Origin of the sequence: Xanthomonas sp. DAR 80977 (assembly GCF_041240605.1) — a bacterium.
Classification (GTDB): domain Bacteria; phylum Pseudomonadota; class Gammaproteobacteria; order Xanthomonadales; family Xanthomonadaceae; genus Xanthomonas_A; species Xanthomonas_A bundabergensis.
On sequence record NZ_CP162487.1, the window covers coordinates 4,699,367 to 4,718,411 of the forward strand.

A 19,045-nucleotide genomic window follows, 5' to 3' on the forward strand; every position below is an offset into this window, starting at 1 on the left:
GTGCTCAGATTGCCATCTGCGCATGCTCTAATCGCCGCGCTCGCCAAACGCACCGCAGCGTCCGTGGACAAGCCGCCCTTCTGTGCCGGAAATCACGACGCCCGCCGCATCGGCTCCCGATGATGGCCGCCATGCGCCCCGCCTGCGCCCCCACCTTTGGCCGCTCCGTCTTGGGCGGCCGCTTTCGGAGAACAGAGAGATGTCGACGTCGAGGAAATCCCGCATCACCCGCTGCCTGCTGGCCGCGGCGCTACTGGCGGCCAGCGGTTCGGCCTGGAGCTACGCCGTCAACGGCGGCAAGGTGGTGGACGACAGCGGCAACGCGGTGCAGCTGCGCGGCGTCAACTGGTTCGGCTTCGAGACCAATGTGCACAGCGTGCACGGCCTGTGGGCGCGCAACTGGAAGGACATGATCACGCAGATGCAGGGCCTGGGCTTCAACGCCGTGCGCCTGCCGTTCTGCCCGCAGACCTTGAACGGCACCGCGCCGAGCAGCATCGACTACGGCCTCAATCCGGACCTGCAGGGGCTGAGCGCGCTGCAGGTGATGGACAAGGTGATCAACGAACTCAGCAGCCGCGGCATGTACGTGCTGCTCGACCACCACACCCCGGACTGCAATGCGATTTCCGAGCTGTGGTACACCTCCTCCTACAGCGAGCAGCAGTGGCTCGACGACCTGACCTTCGTCGCCAAGCGCTACGCCGGCGTGCCGGGCGTGATCGGCCTGGACCTGAAGAACGAGCCGCACGGCGCCGCCACCTGGGGCAGCGGCAATGCCGGCACCGATTGGAACAAGGCCGCCGAACGCGCCTCGGCGGCGGTGCTGAAGGTGGCGCCGAAATGGCTGATCGTGGTCGAGGGCATCGGCGAGAACGCGAACTGCTCCAGCAGCGGCGGCCACTTCTGGGGCGGCAACCTGGAGCCGCTGGCCTGCACCGCGCTGAACATCCCGGCCAACCGCCTGCTGCTGGCGCCGCACGTGTACGGCCCGGACGTGTACATGCAGTCCTACTTCAGCGCCTCCAATTTCCCGGCCAACATGCCGGCGATCTGGGAGCAGCACTTCGGCCAGTTCGTGCAGTCCGGCCACGCGCTGCTGCTGGGCGAATTCGGCGGCAAGTACGGCCAGGGCAATGCGCTGGACGTGAAGTGGCAGAACGCGCTGGTCGACTACCTGATCGGCAAGGGCATCCACAGCGGCTTCTACTGGTCGTGGAATCCGAACAGCGGCGATACCGGCGGCATCCTCAACGACGACTGGAGCTCGGTGCGCACCGACAAGGTCGCGTTGCTGAAGAAGCTGTGGGGCGATTCCAGCAGCACCACGCCGGCACCGACGCCCACCCCGACGCCGACGCCTACTCCAACCCCGACGCCCACGCCGACCCCGGGCAGCGCCAGCTTCAGCACCAAGACCCTCGTCGACAGCGACTGGAACGCGGGCTATTGCCACCGCGTGCAGGTGACCAACACCGGCAGCGCCAGCGGCAACTGGGCGGTCACCCTCTCGATCAGCGGCACCGTCAACAACCTGTGGAACGCCACCTGGACGCAGTCCGGCAGCACGCTCAAGGCATCCGGCGTGGACTGGAACAAGACGCTGGCCCCCGGCGCCATGGCCGAATTCGGCTTCTGCGCCGCGCGCTGATCGCGTGCAGGGAAATCGCCGCCGCGCGCATTGCGCGGCGACGACGGCAACGGCAGCGTCGCACGACGCTGCCGTTCGCGTTTCAGGCCATCGCACTGCGTCGTGGCGCATCGTCATCCGGATGGCGATCGCTGCAGGAGCGGCTCCGGGCCGTCTCGAAGCATCCAACGCGACGGGGTTTTCCCGTCGACGCCGGCCGCCACTGACAGCGCTCCCAGCGCCTGCCAATCGGCACACCGCGCGCGGCCAGGCCCCCCGCTGTGCCATAAGTCACGTTCCGAGCCCGGCACGCGCCCACTATGCTGGGCCATTCTCCTCATCAGGCCCGGCCCATGCTCCGACCGCTGTCGTTGTTGATCTCCAGCATCCTCACCCTCGGCGTCGGCGCCGCGATCGCCCCGGCCAGCGCCGCGCCGCCGGCGCTGGCGGCCAAGGCCACCGTGCCGGAGATCGCCTACACCCGCTTCACCCTGCCCAACGGCCTGACCGTGGTGGTGCACGAGGACCACAAGGCGCCGGTGGTGGCGGTGAGCATCTGGTACCACATCGGCTCCGGCGACGAGCCGGCCGGCAAGACCGGCTTCGCCCACCTGTTCGAGCACCTGATGTTCTCCGGCTCGGAAAACCACAAGGGCACCTATTTCCAGCCGTTCGAGAAGGTCGGCGCCACCGACATGAACGGCACCACCTGGTTCGACCGCACCAACTACTTCGAGACCGTGCCGACCACCGCGCTGGACCTGGCGCTGTGGATGGAATCGGACCGCATGGGCCACCTGCTCGGCGCGATCGGGCAGAAGGAACTGGATACCCAGCGCGGCGTGGTGCAGAACGAGAAGCGCCAGGGCGAGAACCGCCCCTACGGGCGCGTGGACGAGAACATCCTGGCCAACATCTTCCCGGCCAACCATCCGTACCAGCACGACACCATCGGTTCGATGGCCGACCTCGACGCGGCCTCGCTGGACGACGTCAAGCAGTGGTTCCACGACAACTACGGCGCCGCCAACACCACCCTGGTGCTGGCCGGCGACATCACCGTGGCCCAGGCGAAGGCCAAGGCCGAGCAGTACTTCGGCGACATCCCGGCCGGCAAGCCGGTGCCGCGCCAGCAGCCGTGGATCACCCCGCTGGCCAAGCAGACCCGCGGCGTGCAGCACGACCATGTCGCGCAGCCGCGCATCTACCGCACCTGGGTCGCGCCGCAGCTGGGCACCGACGACGCGGTGCTGCTGGACCTGGCCACCACCGTGCTCGGCGGCGGCAAGACCAGCCGCCTGTACCAGCGCCTGGTGTACCGCGACAACCTGGTGGACGACGTCTCGGCCAGCATCCAGCCGTTCGCGCTGGCCAGCCAGCTGCAGATCAGCGCCGACGTGAAGGACGGCGTGGACCCGGCCAAGGTCGAGGCCGCCATCGCCGACGAACTGAAGAAATTCCTCGCCGAAGGCCCCACCGCCGACGAACTGCAGCGCGCGCAGGTCGCCTCCCGCGCCGGCTTCGTGCGCGGCCTGGAAAAGGTCGGCGGCTTCACCGGCAAGGCCGCGATCCTGGCCGAGGGCCAGGTCTATCGCAACGACCCGGGCGCCTACAAGCACGACCTGCAGCGCGCGCAGGCGGCCACCGCGGCCAGCGTGCGCAAGGCCGCCGACACCTGGTTCGGCAAGGGCGACTACCTGCTGACCGTGCTGCCGGCCGGCGAGGGCTTCGACCCGGCGGCCGAGGACAAGGCGGTCAAGCCGCTGCCCGTGGCCGACGGCAAGCCCGCGCCCAAGCTGCCGGCCAAGGCCAGCTACAGCGTCGGCAAGAACCAGGTCGACCGCGCCGCCGGCCTCCCGGAGACCACCCAGTTCCCGAGCCTGAGCTTCCCGCAGCTGCAGCGCGGCAAGCTCAAGAACGGCATCGAGGTGGTGCTGGCCGAGCGCCACACCATCCCGGTGACCCAGGTCGAACTGCTGTTCGATGCCGGCTACGCCGTGGACCAGGGCGGCAAGCTGGGTACCGCCAACTTCACCGCCGCGCTGATGAACGAAAGCACCCGCAGCCTGGATTCGGTGGAAGTGGCGCAGCGCCGCCAGCGCCTGGGCGCGATCACCAGCGTGGCCTGCGAGCTGGACAGCTGCGCCGCCTCGCTGGACGCGCTCAACGACCAGCTGGCGCCGTCGCTGGCGCTGTTCGCCGACATCGTGCGCAACCCGGCGTTCAAGGCCGAGGACATCGAACGCATCCGCGGCCAGTGGCTGGCCTCCATCGCGCAGGAGAAGACCCAGCCGCAGGGCCTGGCGCTGCGCACCCTGCCGCCGCTGCTGTACGGCCCGCAGCATCCCTACGGCGTGCCGCTCACCGGCAGCGGCACCGAGGCGGCGATCAAGAGCCTGGGCGCCAGCGACCTGGCCGCGTTCCAGAACACCTGGCTGCGCCCGGACAACCTGCGCATCCTGGTCGCCGGCGACACCACCCTGGCGCAGATCATCCCGCAGCTGGACGCGGCGTTCGGCGACTGGCAGCCGCCGGCGGCCGCGCGCCCGAGCAAGACCCTGCCGAAGGTCGCCGCGCAGCCCAAGCCGCGCGTGTTCCTGATCAACCGCGCCGACGCGCCGCAGTCGCTGATCCTGGCCGGCCTGCTGGCGCCGTCGACCAAGGCGCCGAACAACCTCGCCATCGGCGTGGCCAACGGCGCCTTCGGCGGCACCTTCACCTCGCGGCTGAACATGAACCTGCGCGAGGACAAGCGCTGGGCCTACGGCGCCAACAGCTTCATGCTCGATGCGCAGGGCCAGCGCCCGTTCCTATTCTTCGCCCCGGTGCAGACCGACAAGACCGCCGAGTCGGCCGCCGAGATCCTGAAGGAAGCCAAGGCCGTGGTCGGCGACAAGCCGTTGACCGCCGAGGAGATCGCCAAGATCAAGAACCAGCGCATCCGCGCCCTGCCGGGCAGCTTCGAGACCACCGGCGCGGTGCTGGGCGCGGTCGAGAGCATCGTCCAGTACGGACGCCCGGACGACTACGTGCAGACCCTGAAGACGCGCCTGGAAGGCATCGACCAGGGCGCGGCGCAGGCGGCGATCAAGGAGATCGTCGCGCCGCAGGCGATGACCTGGGTCATCGTCGGCGACCTCAAGCAGATCGAGGCGCCGGTGCGCGCGCTGAAGCTGGGCGAGGTGCAGGTGCTGGACAGCGACGGCCAGCCGGTCAAGCGCTGAGCCGCCGCCGCGAGTGCCGGCCCGCCTGCGCTCGGCAGGCGGCGGCCGGCATCGCGCCCCGCGTCCTCGGCGCGGGGATACCTGGCGACGCGCGCGCCGCCGGGTATCCACGTGGCGTTATCGGAACCGAGGCTATCGTGCGTCGCGCCCCGATCTTGCGCGCGCCCGACCAGAGAGATGCACATGACCGATGAAGCCTCACGCCAGCACGTCCTCGACAGCTACCGCATCGTCGACAGCCTGCCCGAGGACACCTACCAGGACATCGTGCAAGTGGCCGCGGCCCTGTGCGATACGCCGATCGCGCTGATGTCGCTGGTGGACCGCGACCGCCAGTGGTTCAAGGCCCAGCTGGGCCTGGGCCTGGCGCAGACCGAGCGCAGCCAGGCGGTGTGCGATCACGCCATCCGCGACCCGGAGCACTTGCTGGAAGTGGCCGACCTCGCCGAGGATCCGCGCTTCGCCGACATCTCGGTCGTGACCGGAGAAACGGGCGCGCGCTTCTATGCCGGCATGCCGTTGGTCACCAGCGAAGGCGTGCCGCTGGGCACGGTCTGCGTGCTCGACACCGAACCGCGCGCCCTCAGCGCGGCCCAGCGCGACGGCCTGCGCGCATTGGCGCGCGTGACCATGCGCCTGCTCGACGAGCGCCGACGCGGGCTGCAGCGCGAGCGGGACGCGGTCCTGCAACCCACCGCCGCCGGCGCGGACGCCCTCTACCGCGTGGTGATCCTGGAGGTGCAGGAACTGGCCGCGCTGGCAGCGCGGCAGAGCGAGCGCCTGCTGGGCAGCACCCTGCAGCAACTCGACCGCACGCTGGCCGCGTACGTGCACAGCGGTGGACGCGACAGCGTGGACCGGGTGACCGACAGCGCGGAGTTCGTCGCGATGCTGCGTGGCGACGACGCCGAGCACAAGCTGCGCGGCCTGCACGAGATCGCCGAACGGCAGCGTGCGCTGGGCCTGACCGTGCTGGTGGGAGACGCGCAGGCCACGCAGGCGGACGAACCGATCGGGCAGGTGTTCCTGCGCGCCGAAGCGGCGCTCAGCGCGGAGAAGGACCGCTACCGGCAAAGCCTGACGTAGGCGGGCTGCCGGCAGCCCGCCCGGGTTGCGCACCGCCCGGATCGCGGCGCGGCGGTGCAGCGCCCGCACCGTGCGCCGCATGGCGGCATGCTGAGCCGACGCTGCTTGGCGCACGGTGCCAGCCCCGCCGATTGCGCGCGCTGCCGCCGCTGCCGCGATGCCCTGCCGATCGCGGCGCTGACGATTCGCAGACAGTCCGGCGTGTATGCAGTGCATGCGTCCCCCACCCGAGCCGGTCATGTCGCCTGCGTCCCCCGTTCTGCCGCGCATCCGCGTCGGCTGCGCCGGCTGGTCGATCGCCAGCGCCCAGCGCGCGCTGGTCGGCGACGGCGCCAGCCAACTGCAACGCTATGCGACCCGCTTCGACGCGGTCGAAATCAACTCCACCTTCTACCGCGCCCACCGTCCCGCCACCTACCAGCGCTGGGCCGACAGCGTGCCGGCGGACTTCCGCTTTTCGGCCAAGCTGCCGCGCAGCATCACCCACGATGCGCGCCTGTCCGGCGTGGGGCCGCTGTTGCAGACCTTCCTCGATGACGTCGGCCACCTCGGCGACAGGCTCGGCTGCCTGCTGGTGCAGCTGCCGCCGAGCCTGGCCTTCGATGCGCGCCGTGCGTCCACCTTCTTCGCGATGCTGCGCCGCCGCTGGCACGGCGGCATCGCCTGCGAGCCGCGCCATGCCAGCTGGTTCTGCGCGCGCGCCGAGGCGCTGTGGCAGCGCCATCGCATCGCCCGCGTCGCCGCCGACCCGGCGCTGAACGCCGCCGCCGCGCAGCCGGCGGGCACGGCGGCGCCGGCCTACTGGCGCTGGCACGGCGCACCGCGCATGTACTACAGCGACTACCCCGACGACGCGCTGCAGGGCCTGGCCGAACGCGTCGCCGCCGCCACGCCGCACACGGGCGAGGCCTGGGTGATCTTCGACAACACCGCGCTCGGCCACGCACTCGCCAATGCCGCCACGCTGCGGGCGCAGCTGCACGCGCGCGGCGCCGGCCCGGATCGCTGACCGCACACCGGCGCCCGCCATCGCCGCGACCGCCAAGGCCGGGACACGGCCTGCCGGCCGCCCTCGTTCCCGGCATGGGACGGCCGCCATTGGCAGCGGATCGGCCGCTTTCGCCGCCCGCCGGCCGCGCACGCCACGGCCGATGCCGGCAGAGGCGCCGGCCCCACGGCCGGCACCGCGCCGCGGCCGCCGCAGCGCGGCCCGATTGGCCCCGCTCTTGCATCCCCAGCGGCATGTCCTCCGCACAGCACCCGCCCCGATTCAAGCCGACCGGCGCGCGGCCGATATCGCCAGATCGGGCACCTGCGCCATGCCCCGGACCGGAGCGCGACGCGCTTCCGCTTTTCCATCGGCGCGCGTCGCCGCCACAGCCGCCAGTCACCCGCCTCCTCCTTCGGTCGTTTACCATGCCGCACGCATCCTGCTCTGGACCCGAGATGAGCCATGCCGCTCCTCCTTGCTGCACGCCGCTGCTGAGCCTGTCGCTGGGCCTGCTGCTGGGCAGCTGCGACACCGCCTCGGCGCAGGCCGCGCCGGCCGCGATGCAGACCGCGCCTGCGCCCGCGCCGCCGACCCCGGACCTGGCCTACCCCGAACTGTTCCAGGCGGTGCAGCAACAGCAACTGTTCGACGACCAGAAGCATTTCGTCGACGCGCTGCCGCTGCGCGACCCGGCCCTGATCAACGCCGACTACCTGGCCCAGCGCCAGCAGCCGGGCTTCGACCTGCGCAGCTTCGTCGCCGCCAACTTCGAGGAATCCGGCCCGGTGCAGACCGAGGCGATCCGCCAGGACACCGGCCTGCGCGAGCACATCGACGCGCTGTGGCCGCTGCTGGTGCGGCGCCAGGTGGACGTGCCGGCGCACAGCAGCCTGCTGTCGCTGCCGCAGCCCTACGTGGTCCCGGGCGGGCGCTTCCGCGAGGTCTACTACTGGGATTCGTACTTCACCATGCTCGGCCTGGTCGAGAGCGGCGAGACCGAACGCAGCCGGCAGATGCTGGACAACTTCGCCTACCTGATCGACACCTACGGACACATCCCCAACGGCAACCGCACCTACTACCTCAGCCGCTCGCAGCCGCCGTTCTTCTCGCACATGGTGCAGCTGCAGGCCAGGGTGGAAGGCGACGCCGCCTACGCGCGCTACCTGCCGCAACTGCAGAAGGAATACGCGTACTGGATGGAAGGCGCGCAGACGCTGGCGCCGGGCCACGCGCACGCGCACGTGGTGCGGCTGGCCGACGGCAGCCTGCTCAACCGCTACTGGGACGCGCGCGACACCCCGCGCCCGGAAGCCTGGCTGCACGACGTGCACACCGCGGCCGAGGCCAAGGGCCGCCCGGCCGCGGAGGTCTACCGCGACCTGCGCGCCGGCGCCGAGAGCGGCTGGGACTACTCCAGCCGCTGGCTCGGCGACCGCAAGACCCTGGCCACGATCCGCACCACCGCCATCGTCCCGGTCGATCTCAACAGCCTGCTCTACCACCTGGAAACGACCCTGGCCCTGGCCTGCGCCAAGAACCCCGGCGCGCCCGGCTGCGACACCGATTACGCGGCCCTGGCCAGCGCGCGCAAGACCGCGATCGACAAGCACCTGTGGAGCGATGCCGGCTACTACGCCGACTACGACTGGCAGCAGCGGCGGCTGCGCGACCAGGTCACCGCCGCGGCGCTGTACCCGCTGTTCGTCGGCGTCGCCTCGCCGGCGCGCGCCAAGCGCAGCGCCGACACCGTGCAGGCGCAGCTGCTGCGCCCCGGCGGCCTGGCCAGCACCCGCCTGCATACCGGCCAGCAATGGGACGAACCCAACGGCTGGGCGCCGCTGCAGTGGATCGCGGTGGACGGCCTGCGCCGCTACGGCCAGGACGCGCTGGCGCAGCGCATCGGCAGCCGCTTCCTGGCGCGGGTGCAGGCGCTGTTCGCGCAGCAGCACAAGCTGGTGGAGAAATACGGCGTCGACGCCAAGGCGCAGGGCGGCGGCGGCGGCGAATACGCGCTGCAGGACGGCTTCGGCTGGACCAACGGCGTGACCTTGCTGCTGCTGGACCTGTACGCCACGCCCGCCGCGGCGACCCCCGCCGCGCCGGCCGCGCAGCGGCAGCGGCAGCCGGAGCCGGCCACGCCCTGAGGCGCGGGCCGGCGGGTATGCTGCGGTCCTTGCCCACACCAAGGACCGAAGATGAGCGTACGCACCCTGGCGGAATTCCTGTCCGCCTCGCGCGAGAAGGACGCCTCCGCCGACGCGTTCGAACTGGAAAGCCCGCACCTGCTGGAAGTGCGCCTGGACGGCCTGGTCTGGGCCAAGGCCGGGGCCATGGTCGCGCGCAAGGGCGCGGTCAAGTTCACCCGCCAGGGGCTGATGGAACAGGGCCTGGGCAACCTGCTGAAGAAAGCGGTCAGCGGCGAAGGCATGCAGCTGATGAAGATCGAGGGCCAGGGCCGCGTGTACCTGGCCGACGCCGGCAAGAAGATCACCCTGCTGCGACTGGCCGGCGAGTCGATCTTCGTCAACGGCAACGACGTGCTGGCCATCGAGTCCGGCATCGACAGCCAGATCACCATGATGCGCAAGGTCGCCGGCATGCTCTCCGGCGGCCTGTTCAACGTGCGCCTGAGCGGCCACGGCATCGTCGCCATCACCTCGCACTACGAACCGCTGACGCTGCCGGTGAACGCGCAGAGCGGCCCGGTGTTCACCGACCCCAACGCCACCGTGGCCTGGTCCGGCGGCCTGACCCCGGAGATCGTCGCCGACCTCAGCCTGGGCACGCTGCTCGGGCGCGGCTCCGGCGAGAGCATCCAGCTGCGCTTCGCCGGCGAGGGCTGGGTGGTGGTGCAGCCCTACGAGGAAGTGGCGCTGCAGGCCAGGAGCTGAGGCCTGGCGGCTGAGATCGGCGCCGCTGGCGGGCCGGGCTTACCGCACCAGCACGGCGCGTCGAACGCATCCGGCTGCGCTTTGCCGGCGATGGCCGGATGGCGGTGCGTTGCAGGCCGGGAGCTGAGGCCTGGCGGCGCAGATCGGCGCCGGTGCCGGGCCGTGCCCACTGCACGGGCACGGCGCCGCGAACGCATCCGGCTGCGCTTTGCCGGCGATGGCCGGGTGGCGGTGCGTTGCAGGCCGGGAGCTGAGGCCTGGCGGCGCAGATCGGCGCCGGTGCCGGGCCGGGCACGCTGCACGGGCGCGGCGCGGCGAGCGCATCCAGCTGCGCGTGGCGCTGCAGGCCGAGAGCCGAGTCCTGCTGCATGCCGCTGGCCTGGTCTGGCCATGGAGGGCGCAATGCCACGTGGCCGCCGGAACGGCGCGCAGCACGCCTGGTCGATGCAACACGCCATGCGGAGGGCGCCGTAGCGGCAGGCGTGCGGCTGCCAGGATGCGGGCGTGCGCCGGCAGCGGCAGGCGCAGCCACGCCGCCGCCAGCCTGGGCGCAACGTGCGCTACTGTGCGGGCGTTTCCGCCTTGATCCCCATCGCCTCGCGGTAGCGCTGGTACAGCGCCATCACCTTGTCGATGTACTCGCGGGTCTCCGCGTACGGCGGCACCCCGCGGTAGCGCGCCACGGTGCCGATGCCGGCGTTGTACGCGGCCGCGGCCAGCGTGCGGTCGCCCTGGTAGCGGCGCAGCAGCGCCTGCATGTAGCGCGCGCCGCCGGCGATCGACTGGTCGGCGGCGAACGGATCGGCCACGCCGTATTCCTTCGCCACCTCCGGCATCAGCTGCATCACGCCCTGCGCGCCCTTCGGCGAGACCGCGGCGGCGTCGAAACCGCTCTCGGCATGCGCGATCGCGCGCAGCCACGGATCGTCCACGCCAGTGGCGCGCGCCGCGGCGCGGAACTGCTTGGCGTGCACGTTCAACTGCGGCGCGCCGACCTTGCCCAGTCCCGGGTGCGCCGCCTCGCCCGGCGGGGTGACCGCGGTGAAGCGCAGGTACGGGCGCGAGCCGGGCAGGTTGCGCGTGGAATACACCAGGCGCCCGTCCTGCTCGCGCTCGTACAGGGTGCCGCTGAACACGCCCATGCTGCCCCACAGGTTGGGCGTGGCGATCGCGGCATCGTCCAGCTCCTTCGGCGTGCAGCGCGAGCCCGGCTCCGGCGCGGTCGCCAGGCTGACCGTGCCGTCGCGCACGCAGCGGTACACCGTGCGCGCCTGCGCATCGGCGACGGCGCAGCAGCACAGCAGCAGGCTCAGCAGCGTTCGGGAACAGAACATGGGACGGCAGACGCAACCGGCGAAGGCGGGCGCGCATCATCGCGCACCGCGCGTCGGCGCGGGTGAGGACCGGCCAGCCCACCCGTTTTGACGCGCGCCGTTGCAGGAGCGGCTTCAGCCGCGACAGAAACTCCGGGCCGCCTGTCGCGGCAGACAGTTAGAGGCCACCCGGAGCCGCTCTACAAACGCCGACTCCGGCCGCCTGTCGCGGCTGAAGCCGCTCCTGCAACGGCAAGCGGCCGCGAAAACGCCACCGTTACGGCGCGCAGGCCGCCAGTTTCTGGTCCGCGTACCACAGCGCGCGCCGCGCCAGGTCGTAGGCGCTGTCGGCCTCGCGCGGCAGCAGTTGCTGCGCCAGGATCGGGTCGGCGCCCTTGGCCATGGCGTTTTCCACGCGTTGCAGTTCGTCCAGGTTGTCCAGCGCCGGCCGCAGCAGGCGGCTGCGCTGCGCCGCCGGGCAGGCCGCACGGCGCTGCTCCAGTTCGCCGATCGCCTTGCGGATGCGGCGGCTGGCCTCGCCGTCCAGCCCGGGCGCCTTCTCGAACGCGATCGGCGCGGCCTTGTAGGCGTCGCCGGTGGCCTCGCTGCCCAGATCGCCGGGGCGCTCGTGCAAGCCCGGGTTGAAGCGCACGTCCGGCGGCGGCCGCGCCACCGCCGGCTGGTGGGTGCTCTTGGGCAGCAGCTTCTTCATCGCATCGCCGATGCCCTGCACCGCCACGTCACCCAGGGTGCCGTCGGTGGCCCAGTCCTTCTCGAAGCGGGTGGAGCGGTAGTCGATCGGGTTCGGACGCTCGAACAGGCGCTTGGCCTTGGCCAGGTCGCGCGGATTGGTGGTACCGGGCGGGGTGCCCTGCGCCTCGGCGAACGGGTCCACCGCCACGCCGTCCGGCAGCCGCGCGCTGCCGTCGCGGGTGTACAGCGTGGCGCTCATCGGCGCGGCCGGCGCGGCCACGGCAGCGGCGCTGCGGGTCGGCGGCGGCAGCGGCGAGGGCGCTGCATGCGCGGCGGCCGGCGCGCGTTGCGACGACGCATGCGGCGCGGCCTGCGCCGCGGGCGCCCGTTGCGGTGGCGCTGCGACGGCCGCTGCCGGGCGCGGCACGAACACCAGCCGCATCGCATCGTGGACGCGCGCCGGCGGCGGCGCCGGCGCGATCAGCAGCAAGCGGCCCAGCAGCAGCAGGATCAGCAAGGTGGTGGCCGCCGCGCCCAGGCGCAGCAGCCGGTCTTCCGCAGGCGCAGACGTCACGACGATCGGGATTCCATAGCGAGGTATGCGTCCACCGGAGGATTGTCCCCGGACTCCGCTATGGTGCCGTGAGTTCCCATGCCGCAACGTGTCAGCCGGCGTCCAGCGCCGCCATCTCCCGCCACGCGCCGCCGGACTGCCGGTGCAAACCCCCGCCACGCTTGGCGCTGCGCCTTCGGCGAGGAAACCGGCTAAGGTGGCGCGCGCCGACACGGCGACAGCCGGCGTACAGCCAGCGCGCCCTGGCGCCACCGATGCCACCCCTGTTCTGGAGAACGCAATGATCCGATGGCTGGGCGCCTGCCTGCTGAGCGCCGCCGCGGCGCTGCCGGCCAGCGCCGCGACCTCGCACCTGGACGCCATCGCCCAGCGCGGCACGCTGCGCGTGTGCACCACCGGCGACTACCTGCCGTACAGCCTGCTGCGCGCGGACGGCGGCTACGAGGGCATCGACATCGCCCTGGCGCAATCGCTCGCGGCCAGCCTGCAGGTGCCGGTGCATTGGGTGCCGACGCGTTGGGCGACGCTGCTGCCGGACCTGCTCGCCGATCGCTGCGACATCGCCGTCGGCGGCATCTCGGTGTCGCTGCCGCGGCAGCGCCAGGCCTGGTTCAGCGCGGTGCTCGACGTGGACGGCAAGATCCCGCTGGTGCGCTGCGCCGACCAGGCGCGCTATCGCGACATCGCCCAGATCAACCGCGCCAGGGTGCGGGTGATCGAACCGCGCGGCGGCACCAACGAAGCCTTCGCCCGCCGCGAGCTGCCGCAGGCGCGGCTCACCCTGTTCGACGACAACACCGCGATCTTCCGCGAACTGGCCGAAGGCCGCGCCGACGTGATGATCACCGACGCCTCCGAAGCGCGCTTCCAGCAGCGCCGCGTTCCCGGCCTGTGCGCGGTGAACCCGCAGCAGCCGCTGCAGTACAGCGAAAAGGCCTTCCTGCTGCCGCGCGACGACATGGCCTGGAAGGCCTACGTGGACCAGTGGCTGCACCTGAGCAAGGCCAGCGGCGAGTACCGCAAGGCGCAGGCGCCGTGGTTGGGAGAGGCAGCCGACTAACGTTGTGGGGGCGACGCTGGGTGGCCTGGGGCCACCAGTCGCGACGGGCGTTACCGGCAAGGCCCGTCGCGACTGAAGTCGCTCCCACAAGGGTTTCGCACCTGTGTTTCGCACCTGCAGGAGCATCCGCTCCGCCGTCTCTCCAGCCGACTCGGCTGGCGCATTCCACACTCCAGGCGCTGTCGCCCGCTACTCCAGCGTCACCCGCAGGTCGCGATTGGCCGTGGCCTGGTTGCCGCTGTAGTCGCGCGCGCTGATGCGGATCAGGTAGTCGCCGGCGGGCAGCGCGTCCGGCTGCCACAGGCCTTCGGCGATGCGGCCGTCGCGCACCGTGTTGGTCACCACGTAACGGAAGCGCGTGCGTGCGCTGCCGTGCACGGTGATGCCGCTGTCGGCGGCGTAGGCCAGCTTCACCGCATCCGGGTCGGCCGGCATGCGGTCGAATTCGATGCTGGGCTGCGCCGGCGCGGCACCGGGCAGCGGCCGGCCTTGCGCATCGAGCACCTCGTAGCCCAGCGCATACAGCCCCAGCCGCCGCCGCGGCAGGTTGCGGTCCACCTGGTCCCAGGCCTCCACCACGATCCGCACGCCGCCGCTGCCGCGCGCCAGCCGCACGCGTCCCTGCGTCGCCGGCAAGGCCTGGCCGTTTGCGTCGGACAGCTCGATGCGCTGGATCTGCGGCGGCACGTGATCGGCGTAGTCGCGGAAGCCCAGCGTCACCGCGTTGCGTTCGTAGCCGCTGGCACCCACGCTCAGGTGTACATGCGCCATCGCGTTGATCGTGCCCAGCGCCTCGCCGGCGGCGAAGCGGGTGCCGCGCAGCACGCGCACCCGCTCCGGCGCGCCGCTGTCGTCGGCGAGCAGATGGAAGCGCTGCGGATCCAGCACCGCGCCCTGCGCGGTGCGGCCCACGCGCATGTGGATGTAGCCGAGCTGGTCCAGCGCCATGCCTTCGCCGAGCGTGCCCAGCGCCCAGGTCGCGCTGGGGCTGGCGACCTTGGCATCGGCGATGGCGTAGACGGTCTGGCCGACGTCGCCGCGGATATCCAGGCCCGCATGCAGATGGTCGCGGCTCTCGCCCTGGTAGTTGCCGCGCACTTCGCCGAGCGTACCGACCACCTCGTGCCAGCCGTCCTGCGGGCGCAGCGGCCAGCGGCCGCCGGTGACCGGCAGCGGCTGTGCGGCGGCCGGGCCGATCGCCACCGGCGTGGCGGCGGCCGCGGCCTGCGGCGTGGTCGGCAGCAGCCGGTGCACGCGCGCACTGCCCGCATCGGTGACGTAGACCACGCCGTCCGCGGCCACGGTCACGCCGGCCGGGCGCGCCAGGCGGGTCTCGCTGCGCTCGCCGGACAGCACCAGCACGTGCCCGGTCGAGGTGACCTGCCACACGCGGCCGTCGTCGCTGCCGACGTAGCCGTGGCCGTCGAAGGTCAGGCCCAGGCTCAGCGGCCGCCACAGCGGCGACGCCTCGCTGGCGCCGGCCAGGGTCAGCACCCGCCCGTCCGGCAGCAGCTGGCGGATCGCGTCGTTGCGCAGGTCGGCGATCCACAGCACGCCGGCGCGATCCACCTTCAGGTCGGTCGGCGTATCGAAGCGCGCGGCGGCGCCCACACCATCGGCATAGCCGGGGCGCTCGCCGCCGGCGAGCGTGCGCACCTGGCCGTCGCGCTCGATCACGCGGATGCGGTCGTTGTAGGTATCGGCGACGTAGACGCGGCCCTGCGCATCCACCGCCACGCCCATCGGGCCGTTGAAGCGCGCCTGCGCGGCCGGGCCGTCGCGGAAGCCGGCCGTGCCGTCGCCGGCCAGCGTGGTCACCACGCCCTGCGCGCTGAGCGTGCGAATCGCATGGTTGCCGGTGTCGGCGATGTACAGCGTGCCCGCCGCATCCACGGCGATGCCCGATGGCGTGGCGAAGCGCGCCGCGCTGGCGATGCCGTCGGCGAAGCCTTCGGCGCCGCCGGCCACGGTGGAGACCGTGCCGTCGCGGCCGATGCGGCGGATGCGGTTGTTGTCGCTGGCGTCGGCCACGTACAGCACGCCATGCGCATCGACCACGATGCCGTAGGGATCGGCGAACCGCGCGCGTCCCGCGGCGCCATCGGCCAGCCCGCGCACCCCGTCGCCGGCCACCCACTGCAGCTGCGCCAGCCAACCCAGCGGCGTCGGCGCCGGCGCACTGGAGGCCGGCGCGGCGGTGTGCGGACGCGCGCTACGCCACCACGCGAACGAGGCGAGCGACAGCAACGCCAGCAACAGCAGCCACACCCCGGTCCTTCTCATGCCCTGCCCGCGCGACGAATGGTCAGGCACCTTAGACAAAGCGCGCGGCGCGGGGAAGCCCGCGCATGCGTGCTGGACGGCACGCTAAGCGTCCGCGCCTGCGAAGTCGATGAACGCCACCGGCACCTGCGCGGTCAGCCAGACGCCGTTGTCGGCGCGATGGAACGCATGGCCGGCCTCGGCCATGGCCTGCGTGCGCACCGTCAGCACGACCGCCTGCCCATAGCGCTGCCCGACCTGCAACGCGGTGCCGGGCGAAGCGGTCAGGTGCACGTGCTGGCGTTGGCCCGGCCGCAGTCCCTCGCGGCGGATCGCCTCCAGGAAGCGGGTCGCCGTGCCGTGGTACAGCTGCGGCGGCGGCAGCGCGGATGCCAGGCCCAGGTCCACGGACAGCGAATGTCCCTGGTTGGCGCGGATGCGCAGGCCATCGGCGCTGAGCGCGAAGCGCTGCTTGTCGCTGTGCGCCACCACCCGCTGCAGTTGCGCGCGGGTCAGCGGATGCGTGGGCTGGGCCAACCGCAACAGCGTCTCGATCGATGCCCAGCCCTGCGCGTCGAGCTGCAGCCCGATCGCCTGCGGCTGGTGCCGCAGCACCCAGCTCAGGAACTTGCTCGCGGTCTCGTCGGAACACTCCATCGTGGCGGCCTGCGCATGGCGTCGGGCACGGCACGATAGGCCACGCCGGCGCGATCAGCCACCCAGGCCGAGCTGTTCGGCCAGGTCGGTGCGCGGCGAGCGGCCGTACAGGCGGCTGTATTCGCGGCTGAACTGCGACGGGCTCTGGTAGCCGACGCGGTAGCCGGCCGAGCCCACGTCCATCCGCTCCACCACCATCAGCCGCCGCGCCTCGCGCAGGCGCAGCTGCTTCTGGTATTGCAGCGGGGTCATCGAGGTCACCGCGTTGAAATGGTGGTGCAGCGACGACGCGCTCATGTTCACCTGCCGCGCCAGGTCCTCGATCCGCACCGGCTCGGCGTAGTGCTGGCGCAGCCACGCGATCGCCTTGGCGATGCGGTTGCTGGGGCTGTCCTCCTGCGCGATGCGCAGCAGGTTCGGCCCGCACGGGCCGGTCAGCAGGCGATACAGGATCTCCTGCTCGATCAACGGCGCCATCGCGGCGATGTCTTCCGGCCGTTCGAGCAGCCGGAGCATGCGCAGCGTGGCGTCCAGCAGCGCCGGGCAGGCGGTGTTGACCGACACGCCGCGCACGCAATCGGCGCTGGCCTGCGCCGGCAGCGGGATGCGCTCGAGCAGGTCGCGCAACCGGTCCGGGCGGATCGCCATGCCCACGCCCAGCAAGGGCTGCTCCGGGCTGGCCTGGGTGATCCGCGACACCACCGGCAGGTCCAGCGCCACCAGCAGGTAGTTGCCGACGCCGTAGCGGTATTCCTCCGTGCCCAGGGTCAAGCATTTCTCGCCCTGCACCACCAGGGCGAAACACGGCCACTGCGCGGTATGCGTCTTCGGCGACGGCGCGGTGCGGTGCGAACAGAACAGGCCGTCGATGGCGGTGTCGCCATCGCCGTCGGGCGCGGCCAATCGGGCAACCAGTGCGGCCATTTCTTGATAGCGGTCGGCAAGCGCGGTCATCGGCGTCGGGCGCAGTGGCGGGCAATCCAGGGACGTACAGCTTGCCTGATGCTGCGACGGCGCGGTCGCCGCCACGGCACGGTTTGCAGGATCGGACAAGAATTCCGCGGGATCGCGATAACGCGCCGCCGCCCCGCGCTCGCATCCTGTGCAGGCCGGATCCCCCGCCGCGTCTACCGGAGTGCTCCCATGCCCATCCTGCGTCCCTCCTCCCCTTCCCTTGCGCCGAGCGCCGCCGCCGCGCCCTGCCGCGCCCTTTCCCACCACTGCGCCGCGCCGCGCAAAGCGCAGGGCTGAGCCGATGCAAGCGCATACCGAAGCCCTGGAAATCACCACCTTCCGCCTGCAGGACTGCACCTGGCGCACCTTCCTGCGCGCCAACGCCGAGGTCGATGCCTGGCTGCAGCGCCAGCCCGGTTTCCGCTCGCGGCGCATCGCCCGGCGCCGCGACGGCACCGTGGTCGACATGCTGCTGTGGGACAGCGTGGCGCACGGCACCGCCTCGGCCCGGCGGCTGATGCGCGAGCTGCGCGGCGCCGCGATCCACGCGCTGATCGATCCGGACACGGTGTCCTGGGACATCGCGCCGGTGCAGCACGTCAGCGGCGAAGAGCGCGACGACAGCGAGACGGAAACCGAAGCCGACAGCCTCGCCGCCTAGGCACGGCGGCGCCGACGGCCGCCGCCGCGCTCACACCCAGCCGCGGCGGCGGAACCAGGCCAGCGGCAGCACCACGCTCAGCGCGATCACGCCCAGCGCCCAGTAGTAGGCGTCGTGCCATTTGAGCTCGGGCATGTGCGCGAAGTTCATGCCCCAGATGCCGACCAGCACGGTCGGCGGGATGCCCACCACCGACGCCACCGCCATCACCTTCATCACGTTGTTCTGGTCCATGTTGATCATGCCCAGCACGCTGTCGAGCAGGAACTCGACGCGGTCGTCCAGGTGCTGCTCGAATTCGCCCAGGGTGACCAGGTCCTTGTGCAGCAGGCCGATGCGTTTGGCCGCCCCCTCGCCGAACCAGTCCGGCGCGGCGCCGTCCAGGTAGGTGGCCAGGCGCAGCAGGCCCTGGCCGGCGTTGTGCATGCCGCCCAGGCGCCGGCCCATGCCGCCGACCGCATGCAGCATCCGCTCCAGGTCGCGCGACTTGTGCGGTTCGTCGAAGGCCACGCGGGTGGTCTCGGTGATCTCCGCCTCCAGCGCTTCCAGCCGGTCCGCCAGGCGCCCGACCATCTGGTCGAGCAGGCGCAGCAACAGATCGTCGCTGCTGCGGCACGGCGTCTTCTCCAGTTGCGCGGCCACCGCCTCCAGCGAGCCCATGCGCTGCTCGCGCTGGGTCACCAGCATCCGCGGCGACAGCGCGAAACCCAGCGGCGCGGTCGGGCCGTCGTCGTCCTGGAAGCGCGGCACGTTGAGGAACAGCACGTCGCCCTCGATGCGCACCCGGCTGCTGAACTCGATCTCGCCGATCGCCGCGTGCGTGGGCAAGGCGAACCCCACGTTGCGTTCGGCCTCGGCCAGGTCCTCGCGGCTGGGCTGGCACAGGTCCACCCAACAGAACGGCTGGGCGGACGTTCCGGCGATGCGGTGGATCGTGATCATCGGGATCGGCTTCGTGGCGGGAGGGCGCGAGCATCCTCCGCCGCGGCTGAAGCACGCGTCAACGGCGCAGGCGAGCGCCGCGGCAGCCAACGCCACGACACTGC

14 protein-coding genes are annotated in these 19,045 nt (G+C 71.9%); 8 read left to right on the forward strand and 6 right to left on the reverse strand.

Annotated elements, in window-relative coordinates; genetic code table 11:
• The first annotated feature begins 199 nt into the window (after window positions 1–199).
• From AB3X10_RS20015 to AB3X10_RS20040, 6 genes are all read left to right on the forward strand, one after another.
• Window positions 200–1,651 carry a cellulase family glycosylhydrolase gene (locus AB3X10_RS20015; protein ID WP_369977153.1) on the forward strand — a complete coding sequence of 484 codons (1,452 nt, stop codon included), beginning with the start codon at window positions 200–202 and terminating at the stop codon, window positions 1,649–1,651.
• A gap of 332 nt (window positions 1,652–1,983) precedes the next feature.
• Window positions 1,984–4,854 (forward strand): M16 family metallopeptidase, encoded by a 2,871-nt coding sequence (locus AB3X10_RS20020; RefSeq protein ID WP_369977154.1) that lies wholly within the window; start codon window positions 1,984–1,986, stop codon window positions 4,852–4,854.
• A gap of 183 nt (window positions 4,855–5,037) precedes the next feature.
• Window positions 5,038–5,940: a GAF domain-containing protein gene (locus AB3X10_RS20025; protein ID WP_369977155.1), complete on the forward strand. Its 903-nt coding sequence runs from the start codon at window positions 5,038–5,040 to the stop codon at window positions 5,938–5,940.
• Between the two features lie 238 nt (window positions 5,941–6,178).
• The gene (locus tag AB3X10_RS20030; RefSeq protein ID WP_369977156.1) at window positions 6,179–6,949 is read left to right on the forward strand and encodes a DUF72 domain-containing protein; all 771 of its coding nucleotides are present in this window, start codon (window positions 6,179–6,181) and stop codon (window positions 6,947–6,949) included.
• Between the two features lie 437 nt (window positions 6,950–7,386).
• Window positions 7,387–9,078: an alpha,alpha-trehalase TreA gene (treA, locus tag AB3X10_RS20035; protein ID WP_369977157.1), complete on the forward strand. Its 1,692-nt coding sequence runs from the start codon at window positions 7,387–7,389 to the stop codon at window positions 9,076–9,078.
• 51 nt (window positions 9,079–9,129) lie between these two features.
• Window positions 9,130–9,825 (forward strand): AIM24 family protein, encoded by a 696-nt coding sequence (locus AB3X10_RS20040; RefSeq protein ID WP_369977158.1) that lies wholly within the window; start codon window positions 9,130–9,132, stop codon window positions 9,823–9,825.
• A 560-nt stretch (window positions 9,826–10,385) separates the two neighbouring features.
• Here AB3X10_RS20040 and AB3X10_RS20045 read toward each other — a convergent pair.
• Window positions 10,386–11,159 (reverse strand): lytic transglycosylase domain-containing protein, encoded by a 774-nt coding sequence (locus AB3X10_RS20045; protein WP_369977159.1) that lies wholly within the window; start codon window positions 11,157–11,159, stop codon window positions 10,386–10,388.
• A 256-nt stretch (window positions 11,160–11,415) separates the two neighbouring features.
• On the reverse strand, window positions 11,416–12,405 hold the full coding sequence (locus tag AB3X10_RS20050; RefSeq protein ID WP_369977160.1) for a hypothetical protein: 990 nt from the start codon (window positions 12,403–12,405) through the stop codon (window positions 11,416–11,418).
• Window positions 12,406–12,685: 280 nt separating this feature from the next.
• Between AB3X10_RS20050 and AB3X10_RS20055 the strand changes: the two genes are divergently transcribed.
• Window positions 12,686–13,465 carry a transporter substrate-binding domain-containing protein gene (locus AB3X10_RS20055; RefSeq protein WP_369977161.1) on the forward strand — a complete coding sequence of 260 codons (780 nt, stop codon included), beginning with the start codon at window positions 12,686–12,688 and terminating at the stop codon, window positions 13,463–13,465.
• A 189-nt stretch (window positions 13,466–13,654) separates the two neighbouring features.
• On the opposite strand, the gene AB3X10_RS20060 is transcribed toward AB3X10_RS20055, so the two are convergent.
• The 3 genes from AB3X10_RS20060 to AB3X10_RS20070 form a co-directional block, all read right to left on the reverse strand.
• Window positions 13,655–15,748, reverse strand: coding sequence for a gluconolaconase (locus AB3X10_RS20060; protein WP_369977162.1), 2,094 nt, complete (start codon window positions 15,746–15,748; stop codon window positions 13,655–13,657).
• A gap of 84 nt (window positions 15,749–15,832) precedes the next feature.
• Window positions 15,833–16,384: an RNA 2'-phosphotransferase gene (locus AB3X10_RS20065; RefSeq protein WP_369977163.1), complete on the reverse strand. Its 552-nt coding sequence runs from the start codon at window positions 16,382–16,384 to the stop codon at window positions 15,833–15,835.
• A gap of 54 nt (window positions 16,385–16,438) precedes the next feature.
• Window positions 16,439–17,338, reverse strand: coding sequence for an AraC family transcriptional regulator (locus AB3X10_RS20070; RefSeq protein ID WP_369977164.1), 900 nt, complete (start codon window positions 17,336–17,338; stop codon window positions 16,439–16,441).
• Window positions 17,339–17,639: 301 nt separating this feature from the next.
• On the opposite strand from AB3X10_RS20070, the gene AB3X10_RS20075 reads away from it, so the two are divergent.
• Complete coding sequence (locus tag AB3X10_RS20075; RefSeq protein WP_369977165.1) at window positions 17,640–17,999, forward strand: hypothetical protein; 360 nt, start codon at window positions 17,640–17,642, stop codon at window positions 17,997–17,999.
• Between the two features lie 30 nt (window positions 18,000–18,029).
• Here the strand turns inward: AB3X10_RS20075 and AB3X10_RS20080 are convergent, their stop codons facing one another.
• Entirely contained in the window at window positions 18,030–18,941 is a 912-nt protein-coding gene (locus AB3X10_RS20080) for a CorA family divalent cation transporter (RefSeq protein WP_369977166.1), read from the reverse strand.
• Window positions 18,942–19,045: the final 104 nt, after the last annotated feature.

What these genes read in the sequence shown, in the direction of transcription:
- AB3X10_RS20065 (WP_369977163.1), bottom strand. Translation starts at nt 16,384, where the DNA reads ATGGAGTGTTCCGACGAGACCGCGAGCAAGTTCCTGAGCTGGGTGCTG.
- AB3X10_RS20055 (WP_369977161.1), top strand. Translation starts at nt 12,686, where the DNA reads ATGATCCGATGGCTGGGCGCCTGCCTGCTGAGCGCCGCCGCGGCGCTG.
- AB3X10_RS20030 (WP_369977156.1), top strand. Translation starts at nt 6,179, where the DNA reads ATGTCGCCTGCGTCCCCCGTTCTGCCGCGCATCCGCGTCGGCTGCGCC.
- AB3X10_RS20040 (WP_369977158.1), top strand. Translation starts at nt 9,130, where the DNA reads ATGAGCGTACGCACCCTGGCGGAATTCCTGTCCGCCTCGCGCGAGAAG.
- AB3X10_RS20020 (WP_369977154.1), top strand. Translation starts at nt 1,984, where the DNA reads ATGCTCCGACCGCTGTCGTTGTTGATCTCCAGCATCCTCACCCTCGGC.
- AB3X10_RS20070 (WP_369977164.1), bottom strand. Translation starts at nt 17,338, where the DNA reads ATGACCGCGCTTGCCGACCGCTATCAAGAAATGGCCGCACTGGTTGCC.
- AB3X10_RS20045 (WP_369977159.1), bottom strand. Translation starts at nt 11,159, where the DNA reads ATGTTCTGTTCCCGAACGCTGCTGAGCCTGCTGCTGTGCTGCTGCGCC.
- AB3X10_RS20015 (WP_369977153.1), top strand. Translation starts at nt 200, where the DNA reads ATGTCGACGTCGAGGAAATCCCGCATCACCCGCTGCCTGCTGGCCGCG.
- AB3X10_RS20075 (WP_369977165.1), top strand. Translation starts at nt 17,640, where the DNA reads ATGCAAGCGCATACCGAAGCCCTGGAAATCACCACCTTCCGCCTGCAG.
- treA (WP_369977157.1), top strand. Translation starts at nt 7,387, where the DNA reads ATGAGCCATGCCGCTCCTCCTTGCTGCACGCCGCTGCTGAGCCTGTCG.
- AB3X10_RS20025 (WP_369977155.1), top strand. Translation starts at nt 5,038, where the DNA reads ATGACCGATGAAGCCTCACGCCAGCACGTCCTCGACAGCTACCGCATC.
- AB3X10_RS20060 (WP_369977162.1), bottom strand. Translation starts at nt 15,748, where the DNA reads ATGAGAAGGACCGGGGTGTGGCTGCTGTTGCTGGCGTTGCTGTCGCTC.
- AB3X10_RS20080 (WP_369977166.1), bottom strand. Translation starts at nt 18,941, where the DNA reads ATGATCACGATCCACCGCATCGCCGGAACGTCCGCCCAGCCGTTCTGT.